The organism is Pseudomonas sp. GL_103 (genome assembly GCF_057835175.1).
Genome location: NZ_CM174420.1, coordinates 4076485 through 4089561 on the forward strand (window position 1 = coordinate 4076485; position 13077 = coordinate 4089561).

The following is a 13077-nucleotide window of genomic DNA, read 5'->3' on the forward strand; positions in this document are numbered from 1 at the left end:
CGTTTATCAAAGTTTGGTCAAGGACAGGCCGGCCCAGGTGGCAAGCAGCCCGCCGAATACGCTGAGCGCCGCATAGCCCAGGGCCAGCGGCACTTGCCCGCTTTCCAGCAGGCGCACCGTATCCAGTGAAAAGGATGAAAAAGTCGTCAGCCCCCCGAGGAAGCCGACGATCAACCCGGCACGCACCTCGATGGGCACCTCCGGGCGTAGCAAAAACAGACCGTATAGAACGCCGATCAGCAAACAGCCCACGATATTAACGGCCAGCGTCGCGGTATAGAAGTGCCGCGGCCAATTCGCGTTGATCCAGTTGCCCGTGGCGAAGCGCAACAGAGTGCCGGCCATCCCGCCGACGGAAACCGCAACGATCAAGGGAAGCACTATTTTCTCCGCTGCCTTGGGCTTAAACGGTCGAGTTTCGCCAGGTGATTGAGTTTTTCGCCGATCTTCAATTCCAGGCCACGGGGCACGGGCTGGTAGAACGGGATCGGGTCGAGTTCTTCCGGGAAATAGTCTTCGCCAGCGGCATAGGCGTCCGGCTCATCGTGGGCATAACGGTATTCATCGCCGTAACCCAGCTGCTTCATAAGCTTGGTCGGCGCGTTGCGCAGGTGCAGCGGCACTTCCAGCGAGCCGTGCTCGGCGGCGGCGCGCAGTGCGGTCTTGAAGCCCATGTACACTGCATTGCTCTTTGGTGCACAAGCCAGATAGGTGATGGCCTGGGCCACCGCCAGCTCGCCTTCTGGGCTGCCCAGGCGCTCCTGCACTTCCCAGGCCGCCAGGCACAGGCTCAGGGCACGCGGGTCGGCATTGCCGATGTCTTCGCTGGCCATGCGCACCACGCGCCGGGCCAGGTACAAGGGGTCGCAACCGCCGTCGATCATCCGTGCGAACCAATACAAGGCTCCGTCGGGGTTGGAGCCGCGCACCGATTTATGCAGCGCGGAGATCTGGTCGTAGAACGCCTCGCCGCCCTTGTCGAACCGACGGCGGGTGTCACCGAGCAGGCTTTGCAGGAGTTCGGTGCCGATTTCGCTGTTGTCTTCCGCCAGGTCCGAGGCGTTTTCCAGCAGGTTGAGCAGGCGCCGGCCATCGCCATCGGCGGCCGACAACAGCATCTGGAAACCTTCGTCGCTGAGGGTCAGGTTGCGCTTGCCCAGGCCGCGCTCTTCGGTCAGCGCGCGGTGCACCAGTTTGCGCAGGGCCGCTTCGTCGAGGCTTTTGAGCACATAGACCCGTGCCCGGGAGAGCAAGGCGTTGTTGAGTTCGAACGAGGGGTTTTCCGTGGTCGCGCCGATGAAAATCAGCGTGCCGTCCTCGACATAGGGCAGGAACGCATCCTGTTGGGACTTGTTGAAACGATGCACTTCGTCGACGAACAGGATGGTGCGGCGGCCATACTGCGCGGCCTGCTGCTTGGCGATTTCCACCGACTGGCGGATCTCCTTGACCCCGGCCAGCACCGCCGAGACCGTTTCGAAGTGCGCATCCGAGACTTCCGCAAGCAATCGCGCCAGGGTGGTTTTGCCCACGCCCGGCGGGCCCCAGAAAATCATCGAATGCAGGGCACCCTGCTCCAGCGCTTCGCGCAGGGGCTTGCCGCGAGCGAGCACGTGCTCCTGACCGACGTACTCGTCCAGATTGGCCGCACGCAGGCGGGCGGCCAAGGGCTGAGAGATCGGGGCGCTGCGAAACAGGTCCATGGCTACCTACAAAACCTCACTCTACTTAACACTTTAACCCCCTGTGGGAGCGAGCTTGCTCCGGGCGGCGTTCCGACGATGGCGGCATTGCATTCAACATAAATGCTGACTGACCCGCCGCTATCGCGAGCAAGCTCGCTCCCACAGGTTATGTGTCTTATTCCTGAATTACGTCAGCCCCTTTAGGGATGTCGAACTTGAACTTGGAAGCCGGGATCGGCACGTTGGCCTTCACCCCGGTGAACAGGATATTGGTGCGTTGGCCGACGCTGTCGATCAGTTGCATATCATTGACCAGGCCATTGCGGAACGACAGGCGCAGGCTGTCGAACAGGGTGTCCTTGGTCTTCGGCTTGAGGGTGAAGTCGATCACGCCGCCGGCTTCCTTGGCACTGATGTCGAAGCTCTGGCTGATCTTGGACACGTCACCGGACAACAGCAAGGCCGGGGTCTGGGTCAGGCGCTGGTCGAGGTTCTTGATGGTGGCTTGTTCCAGGTCCGGGTCCCACAGGGTGACTTTCTTGCCATCGGAGATCATGGTCTGTTCGGCCGGCGCATCGGTGTGCCAGTAGAACAGACCCGGACGCTGCAGCGACATCTCACCGGCGGTTTCCTGCAACCGGGTGCCGGTGCCATCGAGGGTCAGTTGCGAGAAACGTGCAGTCAGGGTCTGGGATTTTTCCAGCAGTTGGGTCAGGCGTGCCACGTCCTTGTCATCGGCGTTAGCCTGGAGCGTGGTCAAGGCCAGTACCGGCAGCAACAGCATGCGGATCAGACGCATGGGAGTCCTCATAACATTCGTGGGAGTGCGGGCGGCGCCAAAGGCACCACCCTTTTCATACTCGGGTCAGTCGCGCACCGGGCCCGGGGCCAGGACTTCACGCGAACCGTTGGTGTTCATGGACGTCACGACCCCGGCCATTTCCATGGCTTCGATCATGCGCGCGGCGCGGTTGTAGCCGATCTTCAGTTTGCGCTGTACCGCGGAAATGGAGGCGCGACGGCTTTCCAGCACGAACTGGACCGCTTCGTCATACAACGCGTCGGCCTCGGGATCGTCACCGTCGCCGCCACCGCTGCTGCCTTCAAAGCCGCTGCCCGCCTCTTCGACGCCATTGAGGATGTCGTCGTTGTATTCCGGCGCGCCCCGCAGCTTCCAGGCTTCCACCACGCGGTGCACCTCTTCGTCGGACACGAAAGCACCGTGAACGCGAATCGGCAGGCTGGTACCCGGCGGCATGTAGAGCATGTCACCGTGACCCAGCAGTTGTTCGGCGCCGCCCTGGTCGATGATGGTCCGGGAGTCGATCTTGCTCGATACCTGGAACGCCATGCGGGTCGGGATGTTGGCCTTGATCAGACCGGTGATCACATCCACCGACGGACGCTGGGTCGCAAGGATCAAGTGGATACCGGCCGCACGAGCCTTTTGCGCGATACGGGCGATCAGTTCTTCAACCTTCTTGCCGACGATCATCATCATGTCGGCGAATTCGTCGACTACGACCACGATGGTCGGCAGCTTCTGCAGCAGTGGCGCTTCGTCGTGGATGCTTTCGCGCTTGTACAGCGGATCGCTCAACGGCTCGCCGGCGTCCTGGGCTTCCTTGACCTTGGCGTTGAAGCCCGACAGGTTTCGCACCCCCATCTTGGCCATCAACTTGTAGCGTCGCTCCATCTCGGCAACGCTCCAGCGCAGGGCGTTGGCGGCGTCCTTCATGTCGGTGACAACCGGGCACAGCAGGTGCGGAATGCCTTCGTAGATCGACAGTTCGAGCATTTTCGGGTCGATCATGATCAGCTTGGCGTCTTCCGGGCCAGACTTGAACAGGATCGACAGGATCATCGCGTTCACACCCACCGACTTACCGGAACCGGTGGTACCGGCGACCAGCAAGTGCGGCATTTTCGCAAGGTCGGTGATGACCGGCTTGCCGCCGATGTCATGGCCAAGGGCCAGGGTGACCGGGGATTTGAAGTTGTCGTACTCCGGAGTCGACAACACCTCGGAGAAACGCACGATCTGCCGATCTTCGTTGGGAATCTCGATACCGACCGTGGTCTTGCCCGGAATCACTTCCACCACGCGCACGCTGGTCACGGCCAGGGAACGGGCCAGGTCTTTGGCCAGGTTGGAGATTCGGCTGACTTTTACCCCGGCCGCCGGCTGGATTTCGTAACGGGTGATCACCGGGCCCGGGTGGATCGAATCCACTGCGACCTCAACGCCGAATTCCTTGAGCTTGATTTCCAGCAAGTGGCCGACCGCAGCCAGGGATTCAGGCGAGTAATTGAGTTGTTTCTTTTCCGCCGGGTCGAGAATCGAAATCGGCGGCAAGGTGCCTTCCACGGCGCTGTCGACGAACAGCGGCGCCTGCTTCTCTTTCTCGACGCGTTTGCTCGGTGCGGCGGGCTTTGGCGGCGCGGGCGCAATCACCGGCGGCACCTGCTTCTCGCGCTCGGACATGTGCTTGCTCAGGGCTTGCTCACGTTCGATCAGGCGCTCCTTGACCTTGGCCTGCTCGCGCTTGTCGGTGACGCTCGGCGCGACCACTTCATCCATACGGTTATCGACTTCACGCAACTGGGCAACCAGTTGCTTGCGCTCGGTACGGGCCGCCCACCAGCGATTGGCGGCGCCCTGGAACAGCTCGAACAGGTCGAGGGTGATCTTGCCGGTGATGTCCATCACCTTGAACCACGACAGGTCGGTAAACACGGTCAGGCCGAACAGGAACAAGGCAATGAACAACAACGTGCTGCCCTGGATATTCAGGGCGTTCCTGGCCAGTTCGCCGAGGCTTTCCCCCAGCGCACCGCCCGCACCGGCCGGCAGACCGGTCGCGGCATGAAAATGGATATGGGCCAGAGCGGCGCCCGACAGCACCAGAAACACCAGGCCGATCAGGCGCCAGGAGAACAGCCAGCCGCTCCACTGCCACGGTTCGTGGCGCTGGCGGAAGATCTGGTACGCCTTGATGGCCAGCAGCAACGGGAAGATGTAGGCGAAGTAACCCAGCACCATGAACAGGATATCGGCGCTGTAGGAGCCCGCTGGCCCGCCGAAGTTCTGCACGTCGTCGATCTTGCTGTTATGACTCCAGCCCGGATCGTCCTTGCCGTAGGTCAACAAGGCCATCATCAGGAACAGGCACAAGGCACCGATGGCGATCAGCGCACCTTCCTTGAGTCGGTAGTGCAAGTGCTGGCGCCAGAGCGGTACGACGGCTGGTTTAGGTGCTGCGGTGGATTTCTTCAAAACGCTTCTATTCCTGCGCCATGGGCGCGTCCATCTGTTGAATGACTATAAAAACTGCCGAAAAACTGCCCAATCCAGGCAGGTAAAAGAGTTAACACGCGTTACCGGGACTACTTTTAACACTGCGCCCCGGTTTTTATAAACATGGCGCGCACTGAATATATGTAACACGCAGGGCATTGTACGGGTTTGTACGCACGACGCCATGCTTGAGACCCTTGGGTGTAGCATAGTCAACAGCACATGACATGCTGTTCAATTTGAGCATGCATTCTCTTTTGTGACAAAGGCTTATGAGGTGTTTTTATGAGCGAAGCGAAGCATTCACGCCTGATTATCCTGGGCTCCGGCCCCGCCGGTTACAGCGCGGCCGTTTATGCCGCCCGCGCCAACCTCAAGCCCGTTGTCATTACCGGCATCCAGGCAGGTGGCCAGCTCACCACCACCGTCGAAGTGGATAACTGGCCAGGGGACGTCGAAGGCCTGACCGGACCGGTGCTGATGGATCGCATGCAAAAACACGCCGAACGCTTTGCCACCGAGATCGTTTACGACCACATCCACACCGCCAAGTTGCAACAACGGCCGTTCGAGCTGATCGGCGATGGCGGCACCTATACCTGCGACGCGTTGATCATTGCCACCGGCGCCTCCGCGCAATACCTGGGTCTGCCGTCGGAGGAAGCGTTTGCCGGCAAAGGGGTGTCGGCGTGCGCGACCTGTGATGGGTTTTTCTATCGCAATCAGGTGGTTGCAGTGGTCGGCGGCGGCAATACGGCGGTCGAGGAAGCCTTGTACCTGTCGAACATCGCCAAGGAAGTGCACCTGATCCATCGGCGCGACAAACTGCGCTCGGAGAAGATCCTCCAGGACAAACTTTTCGAAAAAGCCGCCAACGGCAATGTCCGCCTGCACTGGAACCAGAATCTGGACGAAGTGCTCGGCAATGCCAGCGGCGTGACCGGCGCCCGCCTGCGGGACAGCCAAACGGGTGAAACCAAAGAGCTGCCTTTGGCCGGGGTGTTTATCGCCATCGGCCATAAACCCAACACCGACCTGTTCACGGGCCAACTGGAAATGCGCGACGGGTATCTGCTGGTCAAGGGTGGCAGCGAAGGCGATGCCACCGCTACGGCGATTGTCGGAGTGTTTGCCGCCGGTGACGTGGCCGACCACGTTTATCGCCAGGCCGTTACGTCTGCCGGGGCCGGTTGCATGGCGGCGCTGGACGCTGAAAAATACCTCGACGACATTCCTGCCGTTTAAAGGCAAACTTTATGGCGGGCCAACACCCGCCACTGCCCTCCCCTTCTGCAAGCCCGGATGCCATGCTGACTTGGTTACAACGCAATACCTTGCATTTCCCACCGCTGGAAAAGGCCATGCGCGACCCCAACGGGCTGCTGGCTGCCGGTGGCGATCTGTCCGCCGATCGGCTGATCTCGGCTTATCGCCACGGCTGCTTCCCATGGTTTTCCGAAGGCCAGCCGATCCTCTGGTGGTCTCCGGACCCGCGCACGGTTCTGTTTCCCGACGAATTGCACGTCTCGCGCAGCCTGAGCAAACTGCTGCGCCAGCAACGCTATCAAGTGACCCTTGACCAGGACTTTGCGGCCGTCATCCGTGCCTGTGCCGCGCCCCGGGATTACGCAGATGGCACCTGGATCACCGAGGCCATGCAGGACGCCTACATCGAACTGCACAGACGCGGACACGCGCACTCGGTGGAAGTGTGGGACGGGAATGAACTGGTCGGCGGATTGTATGGCCTGGCAATGGGCCAGTTGTTTTTCGGCGAGTCCATGTTCAGCCTCGCTGACAACGCCTCGAAATTCGGCTTTGCCACACTGGTGCGGCATCTGAAAGACTCAGGCTTCGTGCTGATCGATTGCCAGATGCCCACGGATCACTTGCACAGTCTGGGCGCCCGAGCCATTCCCCGCCGTGAATTTGCGAGCTATCTGGCCAGGCACCTGGACCAACCCAACACCGCCACCTGGGTTTGCTGAGCGACATTTGCGCAGGTGGCTTACACTTATTCAAAAGCATTATCCCGAGGGTTGATCATGACCGAGTTGGCGCGTTTGAAGTTCTATGCCACTCAGCCGCACTCTTGCAGTTATCTGCCCGATGAGCAGGCCACAACCCTGTTCCTCGACCCTAGCCAGCCCATGGATGTGCATGTCTATGCAGACCTGTCGGAGATGGGGTTTCGTCGCAGTGGCGATCATCTCTATCGGCCGCATTGCCAGAATTGCAATGCGTGCGTTCCGGCGCGCATTCCCGTGGGGCAGTTCACGCCCAACCGGCAACAGAAACGCATCTTCAAGCGCAACACGGATTTGCAGGTGCGCCCGGCCAGGCCCGGCTTCAACGAAGAGTACTTCGACCTTTACCAGCGCTATATCGAACAGCGTCACGCCGATGGCGACATGTACCCGCCGAGTCGCGACCAGTTTTCGACATTCCTGGTGCGGGACCTGCCGTTTTCACGATTTTACGAGTTCCGCCTGAACGGCCGGCTGCTGGCCGTCGCCGTCACCGATTTACTGCCGAACGGTCTTTCGGCGGTCTACACCTTCTACGAACCGGCCGAAGAGCGCCGCAGCCTTGGGCGCTACGCAATCCTCTGGCAAATCGCCGAGGCCAGGCGGCTGGGGCTGGATGCGGTCTACCTCGGCTACTGGATCAAAAACTGCAAAAAAATGAACTACAAGACTCAATATCGCCCTATTGAGTTGCTGATTAATCAGCGCTGGGTGGTTCTAAACTAGAGCCGGCCCTAAACCCCTTGGCTTAAACCCCACTTTTCGGGCACAATGCACGCCGCTTTTGCCTGGCGCAGTTGCACCGGGCCATTCATTGGACACCGAGGGCTTTACTGCATGTCGAAAGAAGACAGCTTCGAAATGGAAGGCACTGTCGTCGACACCCTGCCCAACACCATGTTTCGTGTGGAGTTGGAAAATGGGCACGTCGTAACCGCGCACATCTCCGGCAAGATGCGCAAGAACTACATCCGTATTCTTACCGGCGACAAAGTGCGCGTAGAGCTGACTCCCTATGACTTGAGCAAAGGGCGCATCACTTACCGCGCTCGCTAATCAAGTCAATACAAGACGCCCGGCTTATGCCGGGCGTTTTTGTTTGCCTGCGATTTGATACCCACAGAAACACCGCCTCTGTAGGAGCTGCCGAAGGCTGCGATCTTTTGATCTTAAAAACAAAATCAAAAGATCGCAGCCTTCGGCAGCTCCTACAGAAAACAAAAAGGCGCCTCTCGGCGCCTTTTTGTTTTGCTTCTGAACGTCAGGCCATCTCGGCCGTGGTCTCGAACTCGAAGGTCAGCTCGCCGTCCTTGATGTCGATGTGTACCACACCGCCATGCTCGGCCAGTTCGCCAAAGAGAATCTCCTCCGCCAGCGGACGCTTGATCTTGTCCTGGATCAGGCGAGCCATTGGGCGAGCACCCATCGCCGCGTCGTAGCCACTTTCGGCCAGCCAGTTGCGGGCTGCATCGGTGACTTCAAGCAATACACGCTTGTCTTCCAGTTGCGCCTGAAGCTCGGTAAGGAACTTGTCCACCACGCTCTTGATGACCTCATGACTGAGGCGACCAAACTGGATGATGGTGTCCAGACGATTGCGGAATTCCGGCGTGAAGCTCTTCTTGATCACTTCCATCGCATCGGACGAGTGATCCTGATAGGTGAAACCGATCGAAGCGCGGGCTGCGGTTTCGGCACCGGCGTTGGTCGTCATGATGACGATCACGTTACGGAAATCCGCCTTGCGCCCGTTGTTATCGGTCAACGTACCGTGGTCCATCACCTGCAGCAGCAGGTTGAAGACTTCCGGATGCGCCTTCTCGATCTCATCGAGCAACAGCACGCAGTGAGGCTGCTTGGTGATGGCTTCGGTCAGCAGACCGCCCTGATCGAATCCGACATAACCCGGAGGCGCACCGATCAGTCGCGATACGGTGTGGCGCTCCATGTACTCGGACATGTCGAAACGAATCAGCTCGACACCCAGGGCCTTGGCCAACTGACGCGCCGCCTCGGTTTTACCGACACCGGTAGGCCCTGCGAACAGGAACGAACCGACAGGCTTGTCAGGGGACTTGAGGCCGGCACGGGACAGCTTGATCGCGGTTGCCAGGGAGTCGATCGCGGCATCCTGACCGAACACGGTCAACTTCAGGTCACGCTCGAGGTTACGCAGCAGTTCCTTGTCGGAACTGGTGACGTGTTTTGGCGGAATGCGCGCGATTTTCGCGACGATGTCCTCGACTTGCGGCACTTCGATGCGCTTCACACGCTTCTCGACCGGTTGCAGGCGCTGGTAGGCACCCGCCTCGTCGATGACGTCGATGGCCTTGTCCGGCATGTGTCGATCATTGATGTAACGCGAAGCCAGTTCGGCAGCCGCACGCAGGGCTTCATCGCTGTATTCGATATTGTGATGGCTTTCGAAACGCCCTTTCAGGCCGCGCAGAATGCCAATGGTGTCTTCCACCGAAGGCTCCGACACATCGACCTTCTGGAAGCGCCGGGCCAAGGCACGGTCCTTCTCGAAGATCCCGCGAAACTCCTGGAACGTTGTGGAACCGATGCAGCGGATATCACCGGACGACAGCAGCGGCTTGAGCAGGTTCGAGGCATCCATGACGCCACCGGACGCGGCACCCGCACCAATGATGGTGTGGATCTCGTCGATGAACAGGATCGCCTGCGGACGTTTTTTCAGCTCATTGAGCAACGCCTTGAAGCGCTTCTCGAAATCGCCACGGTACTTGGTACCAGCCAGCAAGGCGCCCAGATCGAGGGAGTAAACCACGCTGTTGGCCAGCAGGTCCGGCACCTGGTTGTCGACAATGCGCTTGGCCAGGCCTTCGGCAATCGCGGTTTTACCCACGCCTGCCTCGCCCACCAGCAGCGGATTGTTTTTGCGACGACGCGCCAGGATCTGCGCGACGCGCTCGACTTCCAGCTCACGACCTACCAACGGATCGATACGACCCTGGCGTGCGAGTTCATTAAGGTTGCTGGCATAAGCATCCAGTGGATTGCCTGAAGAAGAAGACTCACCGCCCTCGTCGTCCTGCATATCTTGCTCACCCTCAGAGTGATCGCCGTGCCCTGGCACCTTGGAAATGCCGTGGGCGATGTAATTGACGACATCGATACGGGCAACGCTCTGCTGTTTCAGCAGGAACACTGCCTGACTCTCTTGCTCACTGAAGATCGCGACCAGCACGTTGGCGCCAGTCACTTCGCGTTTGCCCGAGCTCTGTACGTGAAACACAGCACGCTGCAGGACACGCTGGAAGCCCAGGGTTGGTTGGGTTTCGCGATCCTCGTCATGCACGGGGATCAATGGCGTGGTGGAGTCGATGAACTCCTGCAGATCATGCTTGAGTTTGTCGAGGTTCGCGCCGCAGGCACGCAAAACGGTGGCGGCAGCCTCATTGTCCAATAGGGCCAGCAAGAGGTGTTCGACGGTCATGAACTCATGACGCTTCGAACGAGCTTCCTTGAAGGCAAGATTGAGGGTGACTTCGAGCTCGCGGTTTAACATAGCTTCACCTCATACCCAAGTGGTCGGCGATTAACCGTCCTTCTCGATTTCACAGAGTAGCGGATGCTGGCTTTCCCTGGCGTACTGGTTGACCTGCATGGCCTTGGTCTCCGCGATGTCGCGGGTAAACACTCCACATACTGCCCGTCCTTCTGTATGAACGGCCAGCATGACCTTGGTCGCCAGCTCGCGATTCAGGTTAAAAAACACCTCGAGCACTTCGACGACGAAATCCATCGGTGTGTAGTCATCATTGAACAAAACCACCTTGTACATCGGCGGCGCCTGAAGTGCAGGCTTTGCCTCCTGAACAGCAATGCCTGCGGAATCGTCGTCGTGTGAATCAGGGCGATCCTGATTGAATGTTAGTCGAATCTGGCTGATTGCATGCATGGAAAGAAAGGTTCGTCAGTTGTTCAAATACAGTGGTGGGGGCGGCTATCAGCGATTTCAACTCCGACTGCCGGGTCAGCTTGACTATCGGCAAAAGGGTGTTACAACCAATAGAGCCCACAGTGGGTAAAAAAGGTCCGCGGAGTCAATCTTATTTACAGATTCGACTGCGGATGTACTGGATGATACTCCAGTGATGGAGTCTGTTGCAGAGGGAGTTGGGTATGGCTGTCGGCAAGGTGAAGTGGTTCAACAATGCCAAGGGTTACGGATTCATCAACGAGGAAGGCAAGACAGAAGATCTGTTTGCCCACTACTCAGCCATTAAAATGGATGGTTATAAAACCCTGAAAGCCGGGCAAGCTGTCGTATTCGATATCATCCAGGGCCCCAAAGGCCTGCACGCGGTCAACATCGGTAACCCGGTAGATACCTCGAAAGCCACGACACCCACAACTGAAGATACCGTTGCGGTTTAACACCGCAGCGTCAACCAGTCATAAAAAAACCGCCTGACTCAAATTCTTGAATCAGGCGGTTTTTGTGTGCCTGCGTTTTCTTACATGTGCGAGATCAGCGCATCGCCGAAGCCGGAAGACGACACCAGCTTGGCGCCTTCCATCAGGCGCTCGAAGTCATAGGTCACGGTCTTGGCGGAAATCGCGCCGTTGGTGCCCTTGATGATCAGGTCGGCCGCTTCGGTCCAGCCCATGTGGCGCAGCATCATTTCAGCGGACAGGATCAGCGAACCCGGGTTGACCTGGTCCTTGCCGGCGTACTTCGGTGCCGTACCGTGGGTGGCTTCGAACATGGCCACGGTGTCGGACAGGTTGGCACCTGGCGCAATACCGATACCGCCCACTTCAGCCGCCAGGGCGTCGGAGAGGTAGTCGCCGTTCAGGTTCAGGGTCGCGATCACATCGTACTCGGCCGGGCGCAGCAGGATCTGCTGGAGCATGGCGTCGGCGATGGCATCCTTGACGATGACGTTCTTGCCGGTTTTCGGGTTCTTGAACTGCATCCACGGACCGCCGTCGAGCAGGGTCGCGCCGAACTCTTCAGCCGCCACTTCGTAGGCCCATTCCTTGAAGGCACCTTCGGTGAACTTCATGATGTTGCCTTTGTGCACGATGGTCAGCGAATCGCGATCGTTGTCGACCACATATTGCAGGGCCTTGCGCGCCAGGCGCTTGGTGCCTTGCAGGGACACCGGCTTGACGCCGATACCGCAGTTCTCGTCGAAACGGATCTTGGTAACGCCCATTTCTTCTTTCAGGAACTTGATGACCTTGGTGGCTTCCGGCGTACCGGCCTTCCACTCAATGCCGGCGTAGATGTCTTCGGAGTTCTCGCGGAAGATGGTCATGTCGACATCGCCTGGCTTCTTGACCGGGCTAGGCACGCCTTCGAACCAGCGCACCGGGCGCAGACAGACGTACAGGTCGAGTTGCTGACGCAGGGCCACGTTGAGCGAGCGGATGCCGCCACCGACCGGGGTGGTCAGCGGGCCCTTGATGGAAACCACGTAATCCTTGACCGCGTCCAGGGTTTCCTGAGGCAGCCAGGTGTCCTGATCGTAAACCTGAGTCGCTTTCTCCCCGGCGTACACTTCCATCCAGGAAATCTTGCGCTCGCCACCGTAAGCCTTCTTAACAGCAGCATCGACAACCTTGATCATGACCGGGCTGATGTCGACACCAATGCCGTCGCCTTCGATGAAGGGGATGATCGGGTTATTAGGAACATTGAGAGAATGGTCTGCATTGACGGTGATTTTGTCGCCGACGGCTGGAACCTGAATCTTCTTGTAACCCATGCTGAACTCCATTGATTGGATTGAACATCTGGCTTGGTTCGAGCGTAACCCAGTTGAATCGGCGCGCAAACCCTATGTTCCATCGATCTGGCGCAACGCCTTGCAACTCGTGCGCTACAAGCCTGAAAGCAAAGGGAAAAGTGCCAAAACCAAGCACGACGAATGACTCTACGCCCGACTTGCCCCTGCGACCTTTAGACCAATGGACGACATTCGTTGCGTATGAACCATCGGCAGATTGCCAGCTACCTATGTATAATGCCGCCGCTGACCACAGGGTCACGACGGTTGAAGTGCTCTACGACGAGACTTTCCGCCTGGCAGGC

Annotated in this window: 13 protein-coding genes; 6 read left to right on the forward strand and 7 right to left on the reverse strand. The window is 58.9% G+C overall.

From position 1 onward, the window contains the following. Positions 1-6: 6 nt before the first annotated feature. The 4 genes from crcB to AC3IP0_RS18380 form a co-directional block, all read right to left on the reverse strand. The gene (crcB, locus tag AC3IP0_RS18365) at positions 7-381 is read right to left on the reverse strand and encodes a fluoride efflux transporter CrcB (RefSeq protein ID WP_489316476.1); all 375 of its coding nucleotides are present in this window, start codon (positions 379-381) and stop codon (positions 7-9) included. Then, positions 381-1703, reverse strand: a complete 1323-nt coding sequence (locus AC3IP0_RS18370; protein WP_489316477.1) for a replication-associated recombination protein A — start codon at positions 1701-1703, stop codon at positions 381-383. The genes crcB and AC3IP0_RS18370 overlap by 1 nt, the downstream gene beginning before the upstream one ends. A 157-nt stretch (positions 1704-1860) precedes the next feature. Then, on the reverse strand, positions 1861-2484 hold the full coding sequence (gene lolA, locus AC3IP0_RS18375) for an outer membrane lipoprotein periplasmic chaperone LolA (protein WP_489316478.1): 624 nt from the start codon (positions 2482-2484) through the stop codon (positions 1861-1863). Between the two features lie 66 nt (positions 2485-2550). Further along, on the reverse strand, positions 2551-4962 hold the full coding sequence (locus AC3IP0_RS18380) for a DNA translocase FtsK (protein WP_489316479.1): 2412 nt from the start codon (positions 4960-4962) through the stop codon (positions 2551-2553). Between the two features lie 306 nt (positions 4963-5268). On the opposite strand from AC3IP0_RS18380, the gene trxB reads away from it, so the two are divergent. The 4 genes from trxB to infA all read left to right on the forward strand — a co-directional run bounded on the left by trxB (position 5269) and on the right by infA (position 8066). Further along, a complete protein-coding gene (gene trxB, locus AC3IP0_RS18385; protein WP_489316480.1) occupies positions 5269-6228 on the forward strand; it encodes a thioredoxin-disulfide reductase in 960 nt (319 codons plus the stop codon). 62 nt (positions 6229-6290) lie between these two features. Then, positions 6291-6971 (forward strand): leucyl/phenylalanyl-tRNA--protein transferase, encoded by a 681-nt coding sequence (aat, locus tag AC3IP0_RS18390; RefSeq protein WP_489316481.1) that lies wholly within the window; start codon positions 6291-6293, stop codon positions 6969-6971. 57 nt (positions 6972-7028) lie between these two features. Beyond that, positions 7029-7736 carry an arginyltransferase gene (locus tag AC3IP0_RS18395; protein ID WP_489316482.1) on the forward strand — a complete coding sequence of 236 codons (708 nt, stop codon included), beginning with the start codon at positions 7029-7031 and terminating at the stop codon, positions 7734-7736. 111 nt (positions 7737-7847) lie between these two features. Then, entirely contained in the window at positions 7848-8066 is a 219-nt protein-coding gene (infA, locus tag AC3IP0_RS18400) for a translation initiation factor IF-1 (RefSeq protein ID WP_002553999.1), read from the forward strand. 205 nt (positions 8067-8271) lie between these two features. Here the strand turns inward: infA and clpA are convergent, their stop codons facing one another. Together clpA and clpS are read right to left on the reverse strand one after the other, a co-directional pair. Further along, positions 8272-10542 carry an ATP-dependent Clp protease ATP-binding subunit ClpA gene (gene clpA, locus AC3IP0_RS18405; protein ID WP_489316483.1) on the reverse strand — a complete coding sequence of 757 codons (2271 nt, stop codon included), beginning with the start codon at positions 10540-10542 and terminating at the stop codon, positions 8272-8274. 30 nt (positions 10543-10572) lie between these two features. Further along, a complete protein-coding gene (clpS, locus tag AC3IP0_RS18410) occupies positions 10573-10935 on the reverse strand; it encodes an ATP-dependent Clp protease adapter ClpS (RefSeq protein WP_046032480.1) in 363 nt (120 codons plus the stop codon). Positions 10936-11159: 224 nt separating this feature from the next. Between clpS and cspD the strand changes: the two genes are divergently transcribed. After that, the gene (cspD, locus tag AC3IP0_RS18415; RefSeq protein WP_489316484.1) at positions 11160-11414 is read left to right on the forward strand and encodes a cold shock domain-containing protein CspD; all 255 of its coding nucleotides are present in this window, start codon (positions 11160-11162) and stop codon (positions 11412-11414) included. 80 nt (positions 11415-11494) lie between these two features. Here the strand turns inward: cspD and icd are convergent, their stop codons facing one another. After that, on the reverse strand, positions 11495-12751 hold the full coding sequence (gene icd, locus AC3IP0_RS18420) for an NADP-dependent isocitrate dehydrogenase (RefSeq protein ID WP_007972065.1): 1257 nt from the start codon (positions 12749-12751) through the stop codon (positions 11495-11497). On the opposite strand from icd, the gene AC3IP0_RS18425 reads away from it, so the two are divergent. Continuing rightward, positions 12750-12917: a hypothetical protein gene (locus tag AC3IP0_RS18425; RefSeq protein WP_489316485.1), complete on the forward strand. Its 168-nt coding sequence runs from the start codon at positions 12750-12752 to the stop codon at positions 12915-12917. The two genes, icd and AC3IP0_RS18425, sit on opposite strands and share 2 nt — an antisense overlap. Positions 12918-13077: the final 160 nt, after the last annotated feature.